General features: G+C 69.3%; 23 protein-coding genes and 1 riboswitch. Of the genes, 13 read left to right on the top strand and 10 right to left on the bottom strand.

The features are described 5' to 3' along the window. Positions 1–216: 216 nt before the first annotated feature. Complete coding sequence (gene pdxH, locus A5655_RS04990; RefSeq protein WP_067006164.1) at positions 217–876, bottom strand: pyridoxamine 5'-phosphate oxidase; 660 nt, start codon at positions 874–876, stop codon at positions 217–219. A gap of 72 nt (positions 877–948) precedes the next feature. Between pdxH and A5655_RS04985 the strand changes: the two genes are divergently transcribed. Continuing rightward, complete coding sequence (locus A5655_RS04985) at positions 949–2,070, top strand: citrate synthase 2 (protein ID WP_067006162.1); 1,122 nt, start codon at positions 949–951, stop codon at positions 2,068–2,070. Positions 2,071–2,234: 164 nt separating this feature from the next. Then, positions 2,235–2,690, top strand: a complete 456-nt coding sequence (locus tag A5655_RS04980; protein ID WP_067006160.1) for a VOC family protein — start codon at positions 2,235–2,237, stop codon at positions 2,688–2,690. On the opposite strand, the gene A5655_RS04975 is transcribed toward A5655_RS04980, so the two are convergent. Then, positions 2,687–4,375, bottom strand: coding sequence for an FAD-dependent oxidoreductase (locus tag A5655_RS04975; RefSeq protein ID WP_067006158.1), 1,689 nt, complete (start codon positions 4,373–4,375; stop codon positions 2,687–2,689). The genes A5655_RS04980 and A5655_RS04975 overlap by 4 nt on opposite strands. Before the next feature lie 16 nt (positions 4,376–4,391). Then, on the bottom strand, positions 4,392–5,405 hold the full coding sequence (locus A5655_RS04970; RefSeq protein ID WP_067006156.1) for a diiron oxygenase: 1,014 nt from the start codon (positions 5,403–5,405) through the stop codon (positions 4,392–4,394). A 209-nt stretch (positions 5,406–5,614) separates the two neighbouring features. Between A5655_RS04970 and serC the strand changes: the two genes are divergently transcribed. Next, positions 5,615–6,733: a phosphoserine transaminase gene (gene serC / locus A5655_RS04965; RefSeq protein ID WP_067006154.1), complete on the top strand. Its 1,119-nt coding sequence runs from the start codon at positions 5,615–5,617 to the stop codon at positions 6,731–6,733. A 121-nt stretch (positions 6,734–6,854) separates the two neighbouring features. Continuing rightward, complete coding sequence (gene sepH / locus A5655_RS04960; RefSeq protein ID WP_067006152.1) at positions 6,855–7,610, top strand: septation protein SepH; 756 nt, start codon at positions 6,855–6,857, stop codon at positions 7,608–7,610. 147 nt (positions 7,611–7,757) lie between these two features. Here the strand turns inward: sepH and A5655_RS04955 are convergent, their stop codons facing one another. Genes A5655_RS04955 through A5655_RS04945 form a run of 3 tightly spaced genes read right to left on the bottom strand, consistent with a single transcriptional unit; the run spans position 7,758 to position 9,279 of the window. Beyond that, on the bottom strand, positions 7,758–8,030 hold the full coding sequence (locus A5655_RS04955) for a DUF2537 domain-containing protein (RefSeq protein WP_067006168.1): 273 nt from the start codon (positions 8,028–8,030) through the stop codon (positions 7,758–7,760). Beyond that, on the bottom strand, positions 8,027–8,851 hold the full coding sequence (locus A5655_RS04950; RefSeq protein WP_067006150.1) for an RNA methyltransferase: 825 nt from the start codon (positions 8,849–8,851) through the stop codon (positions 8,027–8,029). Before A5655_RS04950 ends, A5655_RS04955 begins: the two co-directional genes overlap by 4 nt. After that, positions 8,848–9,279, bottom strand: coding sequence for a MarR family transcriptional regulator (locus tag A5655_RS04945; protein WP_067006148.1), 432 nt, complete (start codon positions 9,277–9,279; stop codon positions 8,848–8,850). The genes A5655_RS04950 and A5655_RS04945 overlap by 4 nt, the downstream gene beginning before the upstream one ends. A 123-nt stretch (positions 9,280–9,402) precedes the next feature. Between A5655_RS04945 and A5655_RS04940 the strand changes: the two genes are divergently transcribed. Together A5655_RS04940 and A5655_RS04935 are read left to right on the top strand one after the other, a co-directional pair. After that, a complete protein-coding gene (locus tag A5655_RS04940; protein ID WP_067006166.1) occupies positions 9,403–9,678 on the top strand; it encodes a DUF2530 domain-containing protein in 276 nt (91 codons plus the stop codon). 22 nt (positions 9,679–9,700) lie between these two features. Continuing rightward, positions 9,701–10,156, top strand: coding sequence for an SRPBCC family protein (locus tag A5655_RS04935; RefSeq protein WP_067006146.1), 456 nt, complete (start codon positions 9,701–9,703; stop codon positions 10,154–10,156). Here the strand turns inward: A5655_RS04935 and A5655_RS04930 are convergent. Further along, positions 10,153–11,070, bottom strand: coding sequence for a DUF3027 domain-containing protein (locus tag A5655_RS04930; protein WP_197508602.1), 918 nt, complete (start codon positions 11,068–11,070; stop codon positions 10,153–10,155). The genes A5655_RS04935 and A5655_RS04930 overlap by 4 nt on opposite strands. 117 nt (positions 11,071–11,187) lie before the next feature. Here A5655_RS04930 and A5655_RS04925 point away from each other — a divergent pair, with 117 nt between their 5' ends. From A5655_RS04925 to A5655_RS04915, 3 genes are read left to right on the top strand one after another with little or no spacing between them, the layout of a single operon-like run. Continuing rightward, a complete protein-coding gene (locus A5655_RS04925) occupies positions 11,188–12,852 on the top strand; it encodes an MFS transporter (protein WP_067006144.1) in 1,665 nt (554 codons plus the stop codon). Continuing rightward, a complete protein-coding gene (locus A5655_RS04920) occupies positions 12,849–13,352 on the top strand; it encodes a DUF2771 domain-containing protein (protein WP_067006141.1) in 504 nt (167 codons plus the stop codon). The genes A5655_RS04925 and A5655_RS04920 overlap by 4 nt, the downstream gene beginning before the upstream one ends. A gap of 19 nt (positions 13,353–13,371) precedes the next feature. Then, positions 13,372–13,674, top strand: a complete 303-nt coding sequence (locus tag A5655_RS04915) for a hypothetical protein (RefSeq protein ID WP_067006139.1) — start codon at positions 13,372–13,374, stop codon at positions 13,672–13,674. A gap of 4 nt (positions 13,675–13,678) precedes the next feature. Here A5655_RS04915 and A5655_RS04910 read toward each other — a convergent pair whose 3' ends face one another. The 3 genes from A5655_RS04910 to A5655_RS04900 form a co-directional block, all read right to left on the bottom strand. Continuing rightward, a complete protein-coding gene (locus A5655_RS04910; protein ID WP_067006137.1) occupies positions 13,679–14,683 on the bottom strand; it encodes a glutathione S-transferase family protein in 1,005 nt (334 codons plus the stop codon). Positions 14,684–14,702: 19 nt separating this feature from the next. After that, entirely contained in the window at positions 14,703–16,655 is a 1,953-nt protein-coding gene (locus A5655_RS04905; protein ID WP_067006135.1) for an acyl-CoA dehydrogenase family protein, read from the bottom strand. 133 nt (positions 16,656–16,788) lie between these two features. Beyond that, the gene (locus A5655_RS04900; protein ID WP_067006133.1) at positions 16,789–17,199 is read right to left on the bottom strand and encodes a cold-shock protein; all 411 of its coding nucleotides are present in this window, start codon (positions 17,197–17,199) and stop codon (positions 16,789–16,791) included. Positions 17,200–17,361: 162 nt separating this feature from the next. Between A5655_RS04900 and A5655_RS04895 the strand changes: the two genes are divergently transcribed. The 4 genes from A5655_RS04895 to A5655_RS04880 all read left to right on the top strand — a co-directional run. Further along, complete coding sequence (locus tag A5655_RS04895; RefSeq protein ID WP_067006131.1) at positions 17,362–17,766, top strand: YccF domain-containing protein; 405 nt, start codon at positions 17,362–17,364, stop codon at positions 17,764–17,766. Then, entirely contained in the window at positions 17,763–18,842 is a 1,080-nt protein-coding gene (gene moaA / locus A5655_RS04890; RefSeq protein WP_067006129.1) for a GTP 3',8-cyclase MoaA, read from the top strand. The genes A5655_RS04895 and moaA overlap by 4 nt, the downstream gene beginning before the upstream one ends. Before the next feature lie 4 nt (positions 18,843–18,846). Beyond that, the gene (locus A5655_RS04885) at positions 18,847–19,125 is read left to right on the top strand and encodes a MoaD/ThiS family protein (RefSeq protein WP_067006127.1); all 279 of its coding nucleotides are present in this window, start codon (positions 18,847–18,849) and stop codon (positions 19,123–19,125) included. Between the two features lie 205 nt (positions 19,126–19,330). Next, positions 19,331–19,546, top strand: a riboswitch (cyclic di-AMP (ydaO/yuaA leader). A gap of 11 nt (positions 19,547–19,557) precedes the next feature. After that, a partial coding sequence (locus A5655_RS04880; RefSeq protein WP_197508601.1) for a transglycosylase family protein occupies positions 19,558–20,061 on the top strand: 504 nt, incomplete at its 3' end.

Below are 20,061 nucleotides of genomic sequence, written 5' to 3'. Positions count from 1 at the left end.
CCCTTTGCGCTCTGGCTGGTATGGCTGCCCTGACTAGGTGCTTACTGCTGAAGGTAGTCGTTGCGGCGGCGGCGCGCCTGCCCGGGGTCGAGTCCGCTGGTCGTGCGGCCATCGGGCGGTTAAACCCCGGTGAATTCGGGGCGTGACGGGCGTCATATCCCGCGTGAGCGGCGGCGCGTGGCGCTCGCCCTCCGGCCGGCACGAGCCGCGGCCCGTTCAGGGCTGAAGGCGCTCGACCCGCGCGCCGACGACGCGAATCCGGTTGTGCACCCGGTTTTCCCGGCCCTGCCAGAATTCGACCACCTCGGGCGCGAGGAGGTATCCGCCCCAGTTGGGCGGAACCGGGACGGCCTCCGAGTCGGCGAAGCGCTCGGTGACCTCGTTGAGCTGCTCGAGCAGCGCCGCGCGCGAGGCGATCGGCCGCGATTGGTGCGACGCCCACGCACCCAATTGCGAGCCGCGCGGCCGGTGGGACCAGTACTCCTGCGTGACCTCCGGGTCGACCTTGCTCACCGGGCCGCGGATGTGCACCTGCCGGCCCAGCAGGTACCACGGGAAGGTGGCCGACGCGTGGGGCGTGGCCGCCAGCTCGAAGCCCTTGGCCGAGTCGTAGTTGGTGAAAAAAGTGATCCCGGTCTCGTCGGCGCTCTTGCACAACACCGACCGGCTGACCGGCCGGCCTTCGGAGACGGTGGCCAACACAAACGCGTTGGGCTCGGCCACGCCGGCGCGCTCGGCGTCGTCAATCCACTTGCGAAACAAGGCGAGCCACCCGTCGGCCAGCCAATCCGCATCCAGGTCCGGGCTGCCGTCCTTCTCGACCGACCCGTATTCCACGCGCATCCTCTGCAGGTGTTCCTTCGCTGGTCCAGCCATTGCGCCCACGCTACCGGCGGTTGCTACCGGCCGGTAGCGTCCGCCGGGACGTGGGGTGCGAGAATTTCTCCCATGACTGTTGTCCCCGAAAACTTTGTCCCCGGCCTGGAAGGCGTGGTGGCCTTCACCACCGAAATTGCCGAACCGGATAAAGACGGCGGCGCGCTGCGCTACCGCGGCGTCGACATCGAAGATCTGGTGACTCAGCAGGTCACGTTCGGCGACGTGTGGGCGCTGCTGGTCGACGGGAAGTTCGGCCACGGGCTGCCGCCGGCCGAGCCGTTCCCGCTGCCCATCCACACCGGCGATGTGCGGGTCGACGTGCAGGCGGGCCTGGCGATGCTGGCCCCCATTTGGGGCTACAAGCCGCTGCTCGACACCGACGATGCCACCGCCCGCGATCAGCTGGCGCGGGCCTCGGTGATGGCCCTGTCCTACGTCGCGCAGTCGGCGCGCGGCATTTACCAGCCCGCAGTCCCGCAGCGAGTAATCGACGAATGCCCAACCGTCACAGCCCGATTCATGACCCGATGGCAGGGCGAGCCGGATCCGCGGCACGTCGAGGCCATCGACGCCTACTGGGTGTCGGCCGCCGAGCACGGCATGAACGCCTCGACGTTCACCGCGCGGGTGATCGCCTCGACCGGCGCCGACGTTGCGGCGTCGCTGTCGGGTGCGATCGGGGCGATGAGCGGCCCGCTGCACGGCGGCGCGCCGGCGCGGGTGCTGCCGATGCTCGAGGAGGTCGAGCGCACCGGCGACGCCCGCGGCCTGGTCAAGTCGATCCTGGACCGTGGCGACAAGCTGATGGGATTCGGCCACCGGGTCTACCGCGCCGAGGATCCCCGGGCGCGCGTGCTGCGGGCGGCCGCCGAGCGGCTGGGCGCCCCGCGCCACGAGGTCGCCGTCGCGCTGGAGCAGGCCGCGCTGGCCGAATTGCGGGAGCGGCGTCCGGACCGGGCCATCGAGACCAACGTCGAGTTCTGGGCCGCCGTCATCCTGGACTTCGCCCGGGTTCCGGCCAACATGATGCCGGCGATGTTCACTTGCGGACGCACCGCGGGGTGGTGCGCCCACATCCTCGAGCAGAAGCGGCTCGGCAAGCTGGTCCGCCCGTCGGCCATCTATGTGGGACCGAGCCCCCGCAGCCCGGAAGCCGTCGAGGGCTGGGACCGGGTCCTCACCCACGCCTGATCGCGCGAGCGCAATTCGCGCTGCCGTTACCCTCGCGTCCGTTTGTTGTCGGTGCCCCGCGATTGAATGGCGCTGCCGCGGTGAATTCTCGTCGCGGCCGGGGTCAGTATCCGTGAGCCGGTCCATCGGGACTGAGCCCGACAACCAACAAACGAGGAGTCACCATGGCGATAAACGTCGAGCCCGCCCTGTCCCCCCATCTGGTCGTTGACAACGCCGCCGCGGCGATCGACTTCTACGTCAAGGCCTTTGGCGCCGAGGAGCTGGGACGGGTGCCCCGGCCCGACGGCAAGCTGGTCCACGCCGCGCTGCGCATCAACGGCTTCCTGGTGATGCTGGCCGACGACTTCCCGGAGATGTGCGGCGGCAAGTCGATGACGCCGAAGTCGCTGGGCGGAACCCCGGTCACCATTCACCTGACGGTCACCGACGTCGACGCCAAGTTCCAGCGCGCGCTGGACGCGGGCGCCACCGTGGTGGCCCCGTTGGACGACCAGTTCTGGGGCGACCGCTACGGCGTGGTCGCCGACCCGTTCGGCCACCAGTGGTCGCTGGGACAGCCGATGCGCGAGGTCAGCCCCGAGGAGATCCAGGCGGCGATGGCCGGGCAGCCGGGCTAGGAACCACGCAGCCGCGCCAGAAGCCGGCGTCGCGTCGGCGGCGCCGGCGGTGCGGCCGCCGCCGCCGCGAGCATGTCGTCGACGGCGGTGAACTTGTTGCGTGGGCGCCCGCCGCGGCCGCGCGCGATCTCGGCGGCGTCGATCGCCCGCCAACCCGCCGAGTCGACCACGCCGGGCCGGCGCGCGCGCACCAGCTCGCCCAGCGCCTCCGGTTTGGCCACCGGATCGGCGAGCCGGCCGGCGTTGAAATCGGCCACCAGGGCGTGGACGGTCTGAACCGAGCAGGACTTGTTGGTGCCGATGAAGCCCGTCGGCCCGCGCTTGATCCACCCCGCCACGTACGCGCCGGGCACCGGTCGGCCCGAGCCGGGGTCGACGACGCGGCCGCCCTCGTTGGGCACGACGGCTGCCGATTCGTCGAACGGAAGATCGCGAATCGCCTTGCCGCGGTAGCCGATCGACGTCAGCACCAGGCCCGCCTCGAGCCGGCGCGACTCTTCCGTGCCGGTGATGGAGAACTCCACGCCGGTCGCGCGCCGCTCGCCCAGCACGCGCTCGGGCGTGAGCTGATAGGCCAGCCGGATTCGCGGTCGCGACGCCGTGGGCGAACCGTCGCCCAGCTTGCTGAGGATCTCCAGCTTGTTCTTGGTCAGCGGATCCGAAACGCCGGCCAGATCGGCAGCCACCCGCTGGTGGTCCGCGGCGTCGAGCACGACCTCGGATCCGCCCGTGAGCCCGATCAATTCGGGCAGGGTGAACGCCGAATGGGCGGGCCCGCGCCGCGCGGCGATCACCACTTCCCGCACCGCCGAACGGCGCAGCGCTTCGAGCGCGCGGTCGGAGATGTCGGTGCGGGCGAGCTCCGCGGGGTCCGTCGTCAGCACCCGGGCCACGTCGAGGGCGACGTTGCCGTTGCCGATGATCACCGCGCGTTCGTGGCCGAGATCGACTGGCAGATCGGCGAAGTCGGGATGCCCGTTGATCCATGCGACCAGCTCGGTGGCGGTACCGGTGCCCGGCAGGCCCATGCCCTCGATGTCCAGCCGACGATCGTCGGGCGCGCCCACCGCGTACAGCACGGCGTGATGGTGGGCCAACAGATCGGTGTGGCTCAGGTGCTTGCCGATCTCGACGTTGAGGTAGAACCGGAAGTGGCGGTGGGCCGATACCCGGTCGAAGAGCCGGGCGACCCGTTTGGTGTTCTGGTGGTCGGGCGCCACCCCGGCGCGCACCAATCCATAGGGCGTGGGCAGCTTCTCGAAGACGTTGACCCGCACCCCGTGTTGGGTGAGCAGTTCGTCGGCGGCATACATCGCCGCCGGGCCGGATCCCACGATGGCCACGGTCAAGGGCCGACGGCGCGGGCGCACCTCGGCGGCCGGGATCACCGGGGCCAGCTTCGACGTCGGCGGGACCTTCACGTCGGCGGCCCGCTCGGGGTAAAAGGAGGCGTTGATCTCGACGAAGGGCAGCTGCTTGGGCTCCAGCCGGGTGTCGGGCGCGATCGCGCCGACCGGGCATGCGCTCACACACGCTCCGCAGTCCACGCAGGCCACCGGATCGATGTAGAGCATCTCCGACGTCGCGAAGCCGGGCTCGTCCGGTGTGGGGTGAATGCAATTCACCGGGCACGCGAAAACACAGGACCCGTCGTTGCAGCACGACTGGGTAATAACGTGCGGCATATGACTCCGAAAGGGCCTACGCGGCCAGGTGCCGGCGCTGCGGCTCGCTGCGGTAGCGCGACGGCTTGCCGTTGATCTTGCAGAGCCGCCACATCAGCCGCGCGGAACGGGTTTCCATCAGGCCAGTGTCGTAGGCGAGCATCCGGACGTCGGCGAACATGTCGCTCAACCACTTTCGCGATTCCGGCGATCGGAAGAAGAGTTCCTTCTTGACCTCACGCGGGATGTCGAACTCCCGCCAAAACGACTTGGGCGGCACCGTGATCGCCTGGCACAACGCCCGCATCGTCAACGGCAGGTACAACGCCGTCCAAAAGCGCTGGCGCTTGGTCAGCTCCGGCAGTCGCTTGCGCAGGAACTCATGCGCGAACGAGATGTGCCGGGCCTCCTCGGCGACGTGGATGGCCATCACCCGCTCCATGATGGGGTGCAGCGACTTCCCTTCGCGCAGAACGTTTTTCTGCGTGTGGTCGATAGGCTCCTCGCCGGCCAGCACCCCGATGAAGAACGCGACCGGCAGCGGGCCGGCGACCAGCGGAACCAACGGGGAGATCCAGCGCAGCATCCGCGGCATGCCGGGAACGTCGGCGCCGACGCGGTTCACCATCTCCTGGAACATCATGGTGTGGTTGCACTCTTCGACCGACTCGTGCAGGCAATAGCGGTATTCCGGGGACCCGTTGGGAACCCAGAATGTGTAGTTCATCAGCCCGCGGATCAGGATCGACTCGAAATGCAGGCCCACCTTGGCGACGTTGGCCTGCCGCCACATCCCGATCTTGATCTTGCGTTCCTCGGACTGGGCCTGATACCAGGGATGACGTCCCAGCGGGTCGGTCAACGGCAAGATCCACCGGGGGTCGTTCTCGGTGACCGCGAATTCCGGTGAGTCCCAATCGATGTCGGTGTAGGGATCGAAGTTTCGCCGCACCGACCCCTCGGACAGTGTGGCAAGCATGTTCACGTACTCGGCGTCGTCGCGGACTTCCATGTTGCGCCGCCAACGCCGGACCATTCGCGTCCTGTCCATTCCAAGCCTCCCCAACGAGGTTTACATTCGGACGTGCAATGTCCAGACAGTACCGCAGGTACCGGGTATTTTCCAGACCGCTCGGAGGCACTGTGGCCTGACCAGTGGTCACCCAAGCGCTGTGGCGTGGCTCACACATCCCGCGGGCGCAACCGCCTAGCTCGGCCCACGACGTGGCCGCCCCTGGAGCGCTCACTAGGCTGGCTGGCATGGCTGAGCAGCTCGAGATCCCCTCCGACATCAAACCCCGCGACGGCCGCTTCGGGTCCGGTCCCTCGAAGGTCCGGCCCGAGCAACTGAAGGCGTTGACCACCACCGCCGCGCCGCTGTTCGGCACGTCGCACCGGCAAGCGCCGGTGAAGGACCTGGTGGGCCGGGTCCGGTCCGGAGTCCGGGAGCTCTTCTCGGTGCCGGAGGGCTACGAGGTCATCCTCGGCAACGGCGGCGCGACGGCGTTCTGGGATGCCGCCGCCTTCGGGCTGATCGACAAGCGCTCGCTGCACCTGTCGTTCGGCGAGTTCAGCTCGAAGTTCGCCTCCTGCGTCGCCAAGAACCCGTTCGTCGGCGACCCTGTCATCATCAAGTCGGACGCCGGCAGCGCCCCCGAGCCGCAGAGCGACCCGTCGGTCGATGCGATCGGGTGGGCGCACAACGAGACCTCGACCGGGGTCGCGGTTGCCGTCCGCCGCCCCGCCGGCGCCGACGACGCGCTCGTCCTCATCGACGCGACCTCGGGCGCCGGCGGCCTGCCGGTCGACATCACCCAGGCCGACGTCTACTACTTCTCGCCGCAGAAGAACTTCGCCAGCGATGGCGGGCTGTGGCTGGCCATCATGAGCCCGGCCGCGCTGGCGCGCGTCGAGGCGATCGCCGGGTCCGGCCGCTGGGTTCCCGACTTCTTGTCGCTGCCCATCGCGGTGGAGAACAGCCTGAAGAACCAGACGTACAACACCCCGGCGATCGGAACCCTGGCGCTGATGGCCGAGCAGCTGGACTGGATGCTGGGCAACGGCGGGCTCGACTGGGCGGTCAAGCGGACCGCGGACTCGTCGCAGCGGTTGTACTCCTGGGCCGAGGAGCGGCCGTACACCACGCCGTTCGTCGCCGACCCCGCGCTGCGCTCCCAGGTGGTGGGCACGATCGACCTCGCCGACGAGGTCGACGCCGCGGCCGTCGCCAAGACGTTGCGGGCGAACGGCATCGTCGACACCGAGCCCTACCGCAAGCTAGGCCGCAACCAGTTGCGGGTCGCGATGTTCCCCGCGGTCGACCCCGAGGACGTCAGCGCTCTGACCCAATGCGTCGACTGGGTGGTCGAGCGGCTTTAACCCGTCGGTCATCGGCCGGCAACCCGCCAGCGTGTCAGAGCGGGTTACCGGCGTTAGCTGCACTAGAGTGCGCACCTGACGGGTCCGTTGCGCAGCGGGACGGAGCCTGCGAGGAGAAGCCATGCGGGTACTCAAAGTGGTTGGTCTCGACGACGACGGCAAATACATCATCTGCGAGGGTGATGACCCCGCGGATCGGTTCAAGCTGGCGGCCGACGACAGGCTCCGGGCCGCCCTCCGCGGCGAGTCGCCACCGCCCGAGCAGCCGCCGCTCGACATGCAGGTCACCAACATGCTGAGCCCCAAGGAGATTCAGGCCAGGATCCGCGCCGGCGCGTCCGTCGAGCAGGTGGCGTCCGCCTCCGGCTCGGATATCGTGCGCGTGCGCCGGTTCGCCCACCCGGTGTTGCTCGAGCGCGCCCGCGCGGCGGAGCTGGCAACGGCCGCGCACCCGATGCTCGCCGACGGGCCCGCGGTGCTGACCCTGCTGGAGACGATCAGCACCGCGTTGGTCGCGCGCGGCCTCGAACCCGACCGGCTCAGCTGGGACGCCTGGCGCAACGAGGACAGCCGCTGGACGGTGCAGCTTGCCTGGAAGGCCGGCCGCACCGACAACATCGCGCACTTCTGCTTCAGTCCCGGCGCCCACGGCGGAACGGTCACCGCGATCGACGACTCGGCCAGCGAGCTGATCGACCCGGACTTCGAACGTCCCCTGCGGCCGCTCGCGCGGGTGGCCCACCTCGAAGTCGAGGAGGAGCCGAAGCCGGCGCCGCCCGCCCCGCCCGAACAGCCGGTGCACACCCGGCGCGGCAAGCCGGTCATTCCGGCCTGGGAAGATGTGCTGCTCGGCGTCCGCTCAGGCGGGCACCGCTAGAACGACGGTGCCGACCCGGAGTGCATTCAAGGCTTTGACTGTGCGCTCCGGGCTTTCGGTGCGAGGTGACGGCGGGATTTGGCCGATTTTTGCGCCCAGGGCTCACACCCAAGGCCCACGATTCACACTCAACGACCGAGTAGCGGACTAGCCCGAAACGGTCATCGCCAGCAGCGTCACCCAAGCGCCCGCCACACCCACGGCCGCGCCGAGCACGAACCAGCGCAGCACCAAGGTGCGCCGCCAACCCCACAGCGTCGGCGCCAAACCCCCCGCCGCCACGGCGTTCAGGCCGACCGCCAACAACGGATGCACCCGGATCAGCCCCAGGCTGAGCACGACGATGGCGATCCCGGTCACCGCGGCCACAAACGCGGACACCGTCAAACCCGTTGCCCAGGGGACGGACTCGTCGCTCACCACGCGAGCCTAGCCCGCTCGTAGAAGGCCAGGGCCGCCGCCGTCGCGACGTTGAGCGAGTCGGTGCCCCGCGACATCGGGACCCGCACCCACACATCGCTGAGCCGAAGGGTGGCCCTCGTCAGGCCGGGGCCTTCGGCGCCCACCACCACCGCGACGCGTTCGTCGACCGCCGCGGCCATCGCCTCGGCAAGCGCGGAGGCCTCACGCTGCGGGGTCATTGCCAGCAGCCGAAAGCCGCTCTCTTTCAACAACATCAGGTCGTTGGGCCATTCGGACGCCCGCGCATACGGCACCAGCAGGGCGTGGCCCATGGACACCCGCACGGCGCGGCGGTACAGCGGGTCCGCGCAGCCGGCGCCGAACACGACCGCGTCCACGCCCAGGCCGGCCGCGTTGCGGAAGATCGAGCCCAGGTTCTCGTGGTCGTTGACGCCCTCGAGCACCGCGACGGTGCGGGCGCTTTCGACCACCTCCGCGACGCTGGGTTCCGGCACCCTGCGGGCGGCCGCGAGCACGCCGCGATTCAGGTGGAAGCCAACCACTTTCGCCATCACCTCGGACGAGACCCGGTAGAACGGCGCCGCGGTGTCGGCCAGATCGTCCTCGAGTTCGGCCAGCCTGCGTTCGGTTCCCAGCAGGGCGTGCGGGGTGAATCGGGACGCCAGCATGCGCTGCACCACGAGCACGCCTTCGGCGATCACCAGCCCTTTGCCGGTCGGCAGATCGGGACGGCGATCGACGCTGTTCAGGTCGCGGAAATCGTCGAGGCGGGAGTCGTCGGGATCGGTGACGTCCTGAACGTCCAAGCGGTCGGTCACGGTCCTTCGTCGACGAGGGCCAACATCAAGTCGGCGGCCTCGCGCAGGGTGTCGCGTTGCCCGACGTCCAGGGTCGCCAGCCGCTTTGCCAGCCACTCCTGGCGGGCCCGACGGTTCGCCTTGACCAGCTCGGCGCCGGACTCGGACACCGAGACCAGCACCTGCCGGCCGTCGACGGGGTGCGGGGTGCGGTCGACCAGACCCATCTCGGCCAGCGAAGCGATCACCCGGGTCATCGACGGCGGCCGGACGCGCTCGCGAATCGCCAACGCGCCGGGGGTCATCGCGCCCTCGTTGGCCAGCGTGGCCAGGGCCGACAGCTGAGACAGCGACACCGGCGACGACGGGTTGCGGAACCGCAGTTGGCGGGCCAGCCGCATGACCGCCAGCGACAAGTCGCTGGCCAGCCGCGCATCGCTGTCAGGCATGGCGCGAGGGTACACGCAACGCAAGAAAGACGGGACACGAAACGACCAACCACGGACTTTTGGCCCTTTGCTCGCGCGCGGGCGGCTTCCGGTGCGCCTCGTCGCCCGGCTATGTTGATCGCAATGACTGTCGAACCCGGCCAAGGCCGCGAGGCGCCGCCGCTGCCGGCCTCGCTGCTCGAGGTGTGGCCCGTGGTCGCGGTCGGCTTCGTGGGTTGGCTGATCGGCGCCGTCCTCGCGTTCGTCGTTCCCGCCCTGCAGAGTTGGCGCCCGGTGACGCTGGGTGGGCTGGGCGTCGGGCTGATCGGCACCAGCATCTTCGTGTTGCAGCTTGCCGCCGCGCGCCGCGGCGCGCGGGGCGCGCAGACCGGCCTCGAAACCTACCTCGACCGCAAGTAGATTCGCCGATCCGGGAGGAGCAATGGTCGCCCCGCTACTGCAAGCGCAAATCGACATCGACGCGCCGGCCTCGAAGGTCTGGGCGCTGATATCCGATTTCCGGCGGATGCCGCAATGGAGCCCGCAGTGTCGCTGGATGCGGCCATTCGGCGCACTCCGCCCGGGCACCCGCACCCTCAACCTCAACCGCCGCAACCGCATGTTTTGGCCCACCACCAGCACGGTGGTCGAGGTCATCCCCGAGAAGAAGCTGGCGTTCCGGGTCAACACCAACCACACGGTTTGGAGCTACGAACTCGAGCCCAACGGAGAGGGCACCCGGGTGGTGGAGAGCCGTCACGCCGAGAACGGCGTCACCGCGTTCTCGAACCTGTCGGTCAACGCGCTGTTGGGCGGGACCGCGAACTTCGAGCGCGAGCTGCTGGAGGGAATGAACACCTCGCTGGCGAGGATCAAGGCCGCCGCAGAGAAAGGCTAGGCCCCCGGTTCGGTGGGCTCGGGCGGGGACTCCGGCGCTTCGGGCGTGGACTCCGGCGCTTCCGGCGTCGACTCCACCGCCTCGGCCTGAGCCGGCGACGGGTTCTCCGCCTCGGCCGGGGCCGGCGGCGGGTTCTCCGCAATGTCGAGCACGCCGTCGTCGTAGGGGTCGTAGATGGGCGAGCCCGTGCCGGCCGGGGCCGGGGTGTCCGAGTGGGCGCCGCAGCCGTACTGCTTGTCGACGACGTGCCCGTCGGCGGACAGCTCGTTGCCGCAAACGCCGAACATGACGCCCAGCGCCCCGGACAGCGGCAGGAAAAAGCCGCAGTCGCGGCACACCCGCTTGGTCGAACGCGCCATCGCCGAATCGGGACCGTAGTCGCCGGTGTGCCATCGCTCGGCGGCCTCGGCGCGGCCGACAGGACCCATCACCCAGCGCCGGCCCAACCCGACCTCGGCGGCGGTCTCGTCGACCTGCGGGTCACCGCTGGCGGCGTAGCCCGGGACCAAACGCGGGTCGTCCGCCGCGGGCGCCAGCAGGTCGCCGGGACCCAGATCCCCAGGTCGCACCCGCTGCTCCCAGGGCACCCAGTCGGGGGCGAGCAACGCCGTCGGACCGGGGATCAGCGCGACCTCGCTGATCGTGGCGTGGTCCGCGCCGCGGTAGGCGGCGACCACGGTCGCCCACTGCCAGCCCTGGTAGCCGGGCAAATGCGCCAGGAACCGGTGGGTCGCGGCGTTCGGGTCCTCGTAGCTGACGCCCAGGTAGTCCCCGACGGCCTCGGGGCCGGCGAACTCCTCGACGGCGGCCCTGGCCTGGTCGGCCGCGCCGGTGAGCAGCGCCGCCAACTCGTCGGGCCACTCGGCCACGGTCGTCGCGGCGGGTTCCACTGAACCTTCAGCGGGTCCGGTCACGCTGCCCCCTCTCTGCGGTGCGTCTCCAATACTAGGTTGGCGAGCCACACCCTGTTGCCTGCCCGCATAGGACAGAATTGACCTGTGTCTGGACGGCGGCGTGATGCCCGGGGCCGGGTGGCCGCTAACCCGGGCCGCCGGCCCCGCTCCGATGTCAAGGGTTCCGCCACCGAGCATCCGGGCATGGCCAACTACCCGGCCGACGACTCCGACGATCGGCGGTCGCGTCGTCCGCGGCCGATGCCGAGCGCGAACCGCTACCTGCCGCCGCTGGGCGAGCAGTCCGAGCCGGACCGCCCCAGCGCTCCACCACCACGGAGTTCCGCCGCCAGCGAGCGCATAACCGTCACCCGCGCCGCCGCCATGCGCAGCCGCGAAATGGGCTCCCGCATGTACTGGATGGTGCAGCGGGCCGCCACCGCCGACGGCGCCGACAAGTCGGGCCTGACGGCGCTGACGTGGCCGGTGGTCGCCAACTTCGCCGTTGACTCGGCGATGGCCGTCGCGCTGGCCAACACCCTGTTCTTCGCCGCGGCCAGCGGGGAGAGCAAGTCCAAAGTGGCTCTGTACCTGTTGATTACGATCGCGCCGTTCGCGGTGATCGCGCCGCTCATCGGCCCGGCGCTGGACCGCCTGCAGCACGGCCGGCGTGTCGCGCTGGCGCTGTCGTTCGCACTGCGCACCCTGCTGGCGGTGCTGCTGATCATGAACTACGACGGCGCCACCGGCAGCTTCCCGTCGATGGTGCTCTACCCGTGCGCGCTGGCGATGATGGTGCTGTCGAAGTCGTTCAGCGTGCTGCGCAGCGCGGTGACACCGCGGGTGATGCCGCCGTCCATCGACCTGGTGCGGGTCAATTCCCGGCTGACCGTGTTCGGACTGCTCGGCGGCACCATCGCCGGCGGTGCCATCGCGGGCGGCGTCGAGTTCGTCTGCACCCACCTGTTCAAGCTCCCCGGCGCGTTGTTCGTCGTCGTCGGCGTCACGATCGCGGGGGCTTTGCTGTCGATGCGGATCCCGCGCTGGGTCGAGGTGACCGCGGGCGAGGTCCCGGCCACCCTGAGCTACCGGCGCGACAGCGACCAACGGCGGCGATGGCCCGACGAGGTCAAACGGGTCGGGGGGACGCTTCGGCAACCGTTGGGCCGCAACATCATCACCTCGCTGTGGGGTAATTGCACCATCAAGGTGATGGTCGGCTTCCTGTTCCTGTACCCGGCGTTCGTCGCCAAGGCGCATCAAGCCAACGGCTGGGCCCAACTGGCGATGCTGGGCATGATCGGGGCCGCGGCCGCGATCGGCAACTTCGCCGGAAACTTCGCCAGCGCGCGCCTGCGGCTGGGCCGGCCCGCCGTCCTGGTGGTGCGCTGCGCGGTTGCGGTGTCCGCCGTGGCCCTGGCGGCCGCCGTGGCGGGAACCCTGATGGTGACGGTGATCGCCACCCTGATCACCTCGGGCTCCAGCGCGATCGCGAAGGCCTCGCTGGACGCCTCGCTGCAACACGATCTGCCCGAGGAGTCGCGGGCGTCGGGATTCGGGCGATCGGAGTCGACCCTGCAGCTGGCCTGGGTGCTGGGCGGGGCGCTCGGCGTCCTGGTGTACACCGAACTGTGGGTCGGCTTCACCGCGGTCAGCGCCCTTCTCATCCTCGGCCTCGCGCAGACCCTGGTCAGCTTCCGCGGCGACTCGTTGATCCCCGGCCTGGGCGGCAATCGGCCCGTCATGGTCGAGCAGGAGGGGATGCGCCGGGGCGCCGGTAGGCCGGCGGCGGTGCCGGAGTGAGACGCGGCGTGGTCGCGCTCGTCGCGGCCGTGGTGGCACTGGGGTGCCTGGGGGCCGGCGTTGCGACGTGGTTGCTGGTCCGCCGCGCCGGCCCGCAGCAACCCGAGATCAGCGCCTACTCGCACGGGCACCTCACCCGGGTGGGGCCGTACCTGTACTGCGATGTGCTCAACCTCAACGACTGCCAAACGCCGCAGACCCAGGGCGAGCTACCGCTCAATGAGCATTACCCCGTGCAACTTTCGGTTCCCGACGCCATCGCGCGGGCACCGTGGCGGCTGCTGCAGGTGTATGAGGATCCGGCCAACACCACCACGACGATGTTCCGGCCGGGCACGCGTCTGGCAGTCACCATTCCCGCGGTCGACCCACAGCGCGGGAAGCTGACCGGGATAGTCGTGCAACTGCTGACGTTGGTGGTCGACGACGGCCAGCTCAACGACATCACCACCGTTCGAGCCGTCCCGCACGCGGAATGGTCGGTGCGACTGACCTCCTGATGCCCCGCCCAAGGTCAAAATGAAACCACCGCACAACGATTCGATCTGGCCCGACGACACCCGCCGCGCCGCCGTGACGCTGGCGCTAGCCGCGGCGACGAGCAGCGACATGCAGTTCCAGGACATGATCGATTCGATCACCGACGCGCTGAACAGCGGGAGAGCCCTGCAGTTCGTGATCGAGTTGATCCGCCTGCTGCCCGCCGGGTTGGGCGAGCAGTTCAACAAACCCGAAACCGCCTCGGCCTTCCGGCAGATGGCGGCGGAAGCCCAAGCGTACGAAGACGATATGCGGGCGCGCAGCGAATGGAGAGACGAATAGCCGGTTACGCGCCGTGATCGGCCGGCACCCGCTCGCCATCGACCGGCGGCCCCGGGGGCGTTCCGTCCCCGAAAGGCCTGCCGCCCAAGGTTTCCCGGCTGTGCGGGGCAAGCCAGCCGGCCAGGTCGGGGCCCTTGGGCACGATGCCCGTCGGGTTGATGTCGGCGTGCACGATGTAGTAGTGCTGCTTGATCTGGACGAAGTCGACGGTGTCGCCGAAGCCCGGCGTCTGGAACAGGTCACGCGCGTAGGCCCACAGGACCGGCATCTCGCTGAGCTTGGACCGGTTGCACTTGAAGTGCCCCTGGTAGACCGGGTCGAAGCGGGCGAGGGTGGTGAACAGCCGGACGTCGGCCTCGGTGATGGTGTCGCCCACCAGGTATCGCTGGCTGGCCAGGCGGTCGCTCACCCAGTCCAACGCGGTGAACAGCCGGTCGTAGGCCGCCTCGTACGCCTCCTGCGACCCGGCGAAGCCGCAGCGGTAGACGCCGTTGTTGATCTCGGTGTAGATCCTCTTGCTCACCTCGTCGATATCGGCGCGCAGCGGCTCCGGGTACAGCTGCGGCGCGCCGTCGCGGTGGTAGGCGGTCCACTCGGTTGAGAGATCCAGCGTCAGCTGCGCGAAGTCGTTGGTGACCACCGCGCCGGTCGGGACGTCGACGATTGCCGGGACCGTGATGCCTTTGGGGTAGTCGGGGAAGCGTTTGAAGTAGGCGTCCTGCAGCCGCGGGATCTTCAACACCGGGTCGACGCCACCCGGGTCCAGGTCGAAGGTCCAGCTGCGCTTGTCGTGGGTGGGACCGCAAAACCCAATGGAGAGAGCGCCTTCCAGGCCGAGCAACCGCCGGACGATGATCGCGCGGTTGGCCCACGGGCAAGCGCGGGCCACGATGAGCCGATACCGGCCCGGCTCTACGGGATAGCCGTCGCGGCCGTCGGCGGTGATGCGGGTGTTGATGTAGTTGGTGTCACGGGTGAATTCGCCCGCGGAAGCGACATACGAGGCCATGGCGACAATTCTGCCGCAGTTACCGATTCGCCTCCGTTGGTGTGGACGCCGACAAGAACCGGCGGGCCAGGTTGGTCTCGGTCGATTCCGCCGGCTCCCAGTGCGCGATCCACGGTCCGGTGCCCTCGGACTGATCGATGATCCCGTCCTCCAGCCAGGTGTACCGGCCTTCCAGCACGTCGTGCGTGAGCCGAACGTCGCTGCTGTCGGTGTTGGTCCACAGCGCCTGGAACAGGGCCTCGACCCGCAGGGTCGATTGCTGACAGAACGTGTCGGCCAGCTCGTATGCCTGCCGGCCGACGGCCGGGTCCGCCGCGCGTTGACCCTCGGCGCGCACGCACGCCGCCGACATCGCGAACAGCTCCGCCCCGATGTCGACGACGCGCCCGAGGAATCCCTGCCGCTGCTCGAGTTTGGCCTGCCAGCGGGCCATCCCGTAGAAGGTGTTGCGGGCCAGCTTGCGGGTGGAGCGTTCGACGAACCGCAGGTGCGACGCCAGCGGGCCGAACTCGCCGTACGCCCCGGGCCGTTGCCCTTCGCCGAAGACCAACTGCGGCAACCACTTTGCGTAGAATCCGCTGGCGCCGACGGCCGCGGCGGCCTTCTCCCGCAAACCCGTGTCCGGCTTGGCGAGGTCACCGGCCGCGCTCAGGTGGGCGTCGACCGCCTCGCGCGCGATGAGCAGCCGCATGATCTCGCTGGATCCCTCGAAGATGCGGTTGATCCGCAGGTCGCGCACCACCTGCTCGGCCGGCACCGCGCGCTCCCCGCGCGCGGCCAGCGACTCGGCGGTCTCGTAGCCCCGCCCACCGCGGATCTGCACCAACTCGTCGGCGATCAGGCAGGCCATCTCGCTGGACCACAACTTGGCCAGCGCCGCCTCGATCCTGATGTCGTTGCGCCCTTCGTCGGCCATCTGCGCGGACAGCTCCAGCACCGCGTCAAGGGCGAAGGTGGTGGCGGCGATGAACGAGATCTTGCTCGCGACCGCTTCGTGTTTGGCGAGCGGCTTTCCCCATTGCACGCGCTCCCCCGACCATTCGCGGGCGATCTTCAGCGCCCACTTCGACGATCCCGTCGCGCTCGCGGGAATCGACAGCCGCCCGGCGTTGAGCGTGGTCAGCGCGATCTTCAAACCGTCGCCTTCCCGGCCGATCAGGTTCTCGGCAGGCACCCGCACCCGGTGCAGCCGGGTGACGCCGTTCTCGATGCCGCGCAGCCCCATGAACTTGTTGCGCCGCTCCACGGTGATCCCGGGCGAATCGGCCTCGACGACGAAGGCGCTGATTCCGCCGTGGTGCCCCTCGCTCTTGGGCACCCGGGCCATGACCACCAGCAGTTCGGCGACCACGCCGTTGGTGGTCCACAGCTTCACGCCCTCGAGTTCGTACGCCTTGCCGTCCTCGACCGGTGTCGCCGTCGACGCCAGGCGCGCCGGGTCCGAGCCCACGTCCGGTTCGGTGAGCAGGAACGCCGATATGGCGCCGGCGGCGCAGCGCGGCAAGAACTTCCGCTTCTGTTCGGGCGTCCCGGCGAGTTTGAGCGGCTCGGGCACCCCGATCGACTGATGGGCCGACAGCAGCGCCCCGAGGCTGGGATGAACCGACGAGATCATCACCAGCGCGCGGTTGTAGGCCACTTGCGACATGCCCAGGCCGCCGTATTCGGTGGGTATCTTCATGCCGAAGCAGCCCAGGTCGGCCAGGGCCTTCACATATTCGTCGGGGATCTGCGAGTCGCGTTCGATGACGCTCCCGTCGACGGTGTCGAGGAACTCGCGCACCTTGCCGAGGAAGGCGCGGGTGCGCGCCTCGTCGGCGTCGGACGGTTTGGGAAACGGGTGGATGAGCTCCAACGGAAAGTGACCGAGAAAGAGCTCTTTGGCGAATGACGGCTTGTCCCAACCGCTTTCGCGGGATTCCTCGGCGAGGGCCCTCGCTTGCTCCTCGGTGACCTGCGCTTGCTGTGCCATCGCCGCCTCCTCGCTAACGACTCACATCGAGGCCTGAGTACCCGCTGGTGGGCGGAACATTACGACCTACGCCTGTCGAAGTTACCACCGAGTAGCTTCCCGGCGCACCGGTTAGTTGCGAGCGGACGCGCGGTTAGGAGTCGAGCTCCCTTGCCACCGCCTTGACCACCTCGGAGACCCGACGGGCGGTCTTGCGGTCCGGGTATCGCCCCTTGCGCAACTCGGGTTGCACGGCGCTTTCCAGCAGTGTGATCATGTCCTCGACCATCCCGTGCAGCTCGTCGGGGCTGTGCTTGTGCTCGACCGGCGCCGCCTCGCGGCGGGTCTTGGCAAGGCTGGGCGGGGGATCGATCAGCTTGAGGCTCAACGCCTGCGGTCCGCGGCGGCCGGAGGCGACACCGAACTCCACCCGCTGCCCCGCCTTGAGCCCCTCGACCCCTTCGGGCAACGCCGACGAGCGCACGTAGACGTCCTCGCCGTCCTCCTGTGACAGAAAGCCAAACCCCTTTTCGGCGTCGTACCACTTAACCTTGCCGGTCGGCACTGGTCTCACCTGCTTGTCTGACGGATCACTAGGATGGGCAACGCAAGAAGCGTCCCGCCTGCGCAGGACGCATGTTGGATTCTGATCCTACTCGGATGCCCGCCTGACGAAAGCACCCCGTTACCCGCGACTCGGTAGTCTGGCAGTACCGCTGGAGGAGATATGCGCCTGATCCTGAACATCATCTGGCTTGTGTTCGGTGGCCTGTGGATGGCCGCCGGATATCTGTTGGCGGCGCTGGTCAGCTTCCTGCTCATCGTCACCATTCCCTTCGGCTTCGCGTCGCTGCGCATCGCGTCCTACGCGTTGTGGCCGTTCGGCCGCACGATCGTCGACAAGCCGGCCGCCGGTACCGGCGCCCTGATCGGAAATGTCGTCTGGGTGCTGCTGTTTGGGTTATGGCTGGCGATCGGCCATCTGGTGAGCGCGGTGGCGATGGCGATGACGGTCGTCGGCATTCCGCTGGCGCTGGCCAACCTCAAGTTGATTCCGGTGTCGTTGATGCCGCTGGGCAAGGAAATCGTTCCGGTCAGCTCCCCGACGCGATTCGTGCCGGTGCCCGCATGACGCTGACCGCTTTGGGCTTGCCGACGGTGCGAGGTAGCAGCGGCGACCCCGTCGCTCAGAATGTTCCGGGCAGCGGCCCGTTGCTGGACACCTACGGACGCGCCGCCACCGACCTGCGGGTGTCGCTGACCGATCGTTGCAATCTGCGGTGCAACTACTGCATGCCGGCCGAGGGCCTGGACTGGCTTCCCGGGCAACAATTGCTGAGCCCCGACGAGCTGGCCAGGCTGATGCACATCGCCGTCACCCGGCTGGGCATCACCAGCGTGCGGTTCACCGGTGGGGAGCCCTTGTTGTCCCGCCACCTCGAAGAGGTGATCGCCGCGGCGGCGGGCCTGCGGCCCCGCCCCGAGATCTCGCTGACCACCAACGGGGTGGGGCTGGCGCGCCGGGCCGCCGCTCTCGCCGAGGCGGGCCTGGATCGGGTCAACGTGTCGATGGACAGCGTCGTTCGCGAGCACTTCGCCGCCATCACCCGCCGGGACCGGCTCGCCGACGTGCTGGACGGCCTGGCGGCCGCCAAAGCGGCCGGCCTGACTCCGGTCAAGGTCAACGCCGTGCTCGATCCCGCGACCGGGCGCGAGGACGTCGTCGGCCTCTTGGGGTTCTGCCTCGAGCACGGCTATCAGTTGCGGGTCATCGAGCAGATGCCGCTGGATGCCGGACATCAATGGCGCCGCGGCGCCGCGCTGACCGCGGACGACGTGCTGGCCGTGCTGCGCCCGCACTTTCGGCTGCGCCCGGACCCGGCGCCGCGCGGTTCGGCCCCGGCCGAGCTCTGGCTGGTCGACACGGGCCCGAACACCCCGAGCGCGAAGTTCGGGGTCATCGCGTCGGTGTCGCACGCCTTCTGCTCGACCTGCGACCGCACCCGGCTCACCGCCGATGGCCAGATCCGCAGCTGCCTCTTCTCCGCCGAGGAGACCGACCTGCGGGGCCTGCTGCGCGGTGGGGCCGACGACGACGCGATCGAGGCGGCGTGGCGCGCCGCGATGTGGGCCAAGCCCGCCGGCCACGGCATCAACGATCCCGACTTCATCCAGCCCGCCCGCCCGATGAGCGCGATCGGTGGCTAGCCCGATGGGTCAGGCCCCGGCCGACGCCGAGGGAATCCAGGTGACGGTCCGCTACTTCGCCGCCGCGCGCGCCGCCGCCGGCACCGAATCGGAGATCCTGGTGCTGCGCCCACGCACTACGGTGGCCGAACTAGTCGGGCGGCTCGCCGTTCGGGGATCGCGGCTCGCCACCGTTTTGGAGCGATGCTCCTACCTGTGCGACGGCATCGCCGTGCGCGACGAAACCACGCCGTTACAGGCCGGTGACACGATCGACGTCCTGCCCCCCTTCGCCGGTGGGTGAAACTGTGAGATACCTCACGTAACGGAACGATAACGACGGAATCACGCTCCGATATCGGCCGTATTGACCAGCGGAAATCCCTAGCGTTCCTGGGCTTTTCGGACATGGCCGTGAGGGAAACGCCGGGTTTCGCAAGACGTGACGAGACGAACAGAACGCGCTAGCGTCACCGACGGTTCGTCGATCTACCGAACGGCGGACCGCCCCGCCTGTCGCGCCGAGCTCCATCCAATAGGCGGGGGTGACCGAAAGCGGATGGAGGCGGGGGACCCACCGGTCCACCGTGATCGGACCGGAATCGCTTGCGATTCCTAGGGGTGAAGCCGACGCCGGCTCCCATGCGGAGTGCGGCGACGGCCGGGTGGCCTCTCCAACCCGAACCCGACAGCTGACCTCGTAGGCGCGTCACACGAGAGGAATATTTCGGCGCGTATGAGTGGTCGTCACCGTAAGCCCACAACATCCAGCATCAGCGTCGCCAAAATCGCCTTCACCGGGGCGGTTCTTGGTGGCGGCAGCATCGCCATGGCCGCCCAGGCCGCAGCGGCCACCGACGGCGAATGGGATCAGGTAGCCCGTTGCGAGTCCGGCGGCAACTGGGGCATCAACACCGGCAACGGCTACCACGGCGGAGTCCAGTTCAGTTCGAGCACCTGGGCCGCGCACGGCGGCGGCGAGTTCGCCCCGTCGGCCGAGATGGCAACCAAGGAGCAGCAGATCGCGGTCGCCGAGCGCGTGCTCGCGACGCAGGGCCGGGGCGCCTGGCCGGTCTGCGGCGGTCCGCTGTCGGGCCCCACTCCGCGCGAGGTTCCCGCCCCCGCGCCCGCGGGTCTGGACAACCCCCTCGACGCGCCCGGGCTCAACGGCTTGCCCCCACTGGCGCCCCGGCCCTGCGTCGCGAGCACGCGCTCGGCGACCGCGATCTGCTGCTCCTTG

The sequence above is a fragment of the Mycobacterium sp. 1081908.1 genome (genome assembly GCF_001673535.1).
Classification (GTDB): Bacteria; Actinomycetota; Actinomycetes; order Mycobacteriales; family Mycobacteriaceae; genus Mycobacterium.
This window is presented reverse-complemented; position numbering and strand designations above follow the sequence as displayed.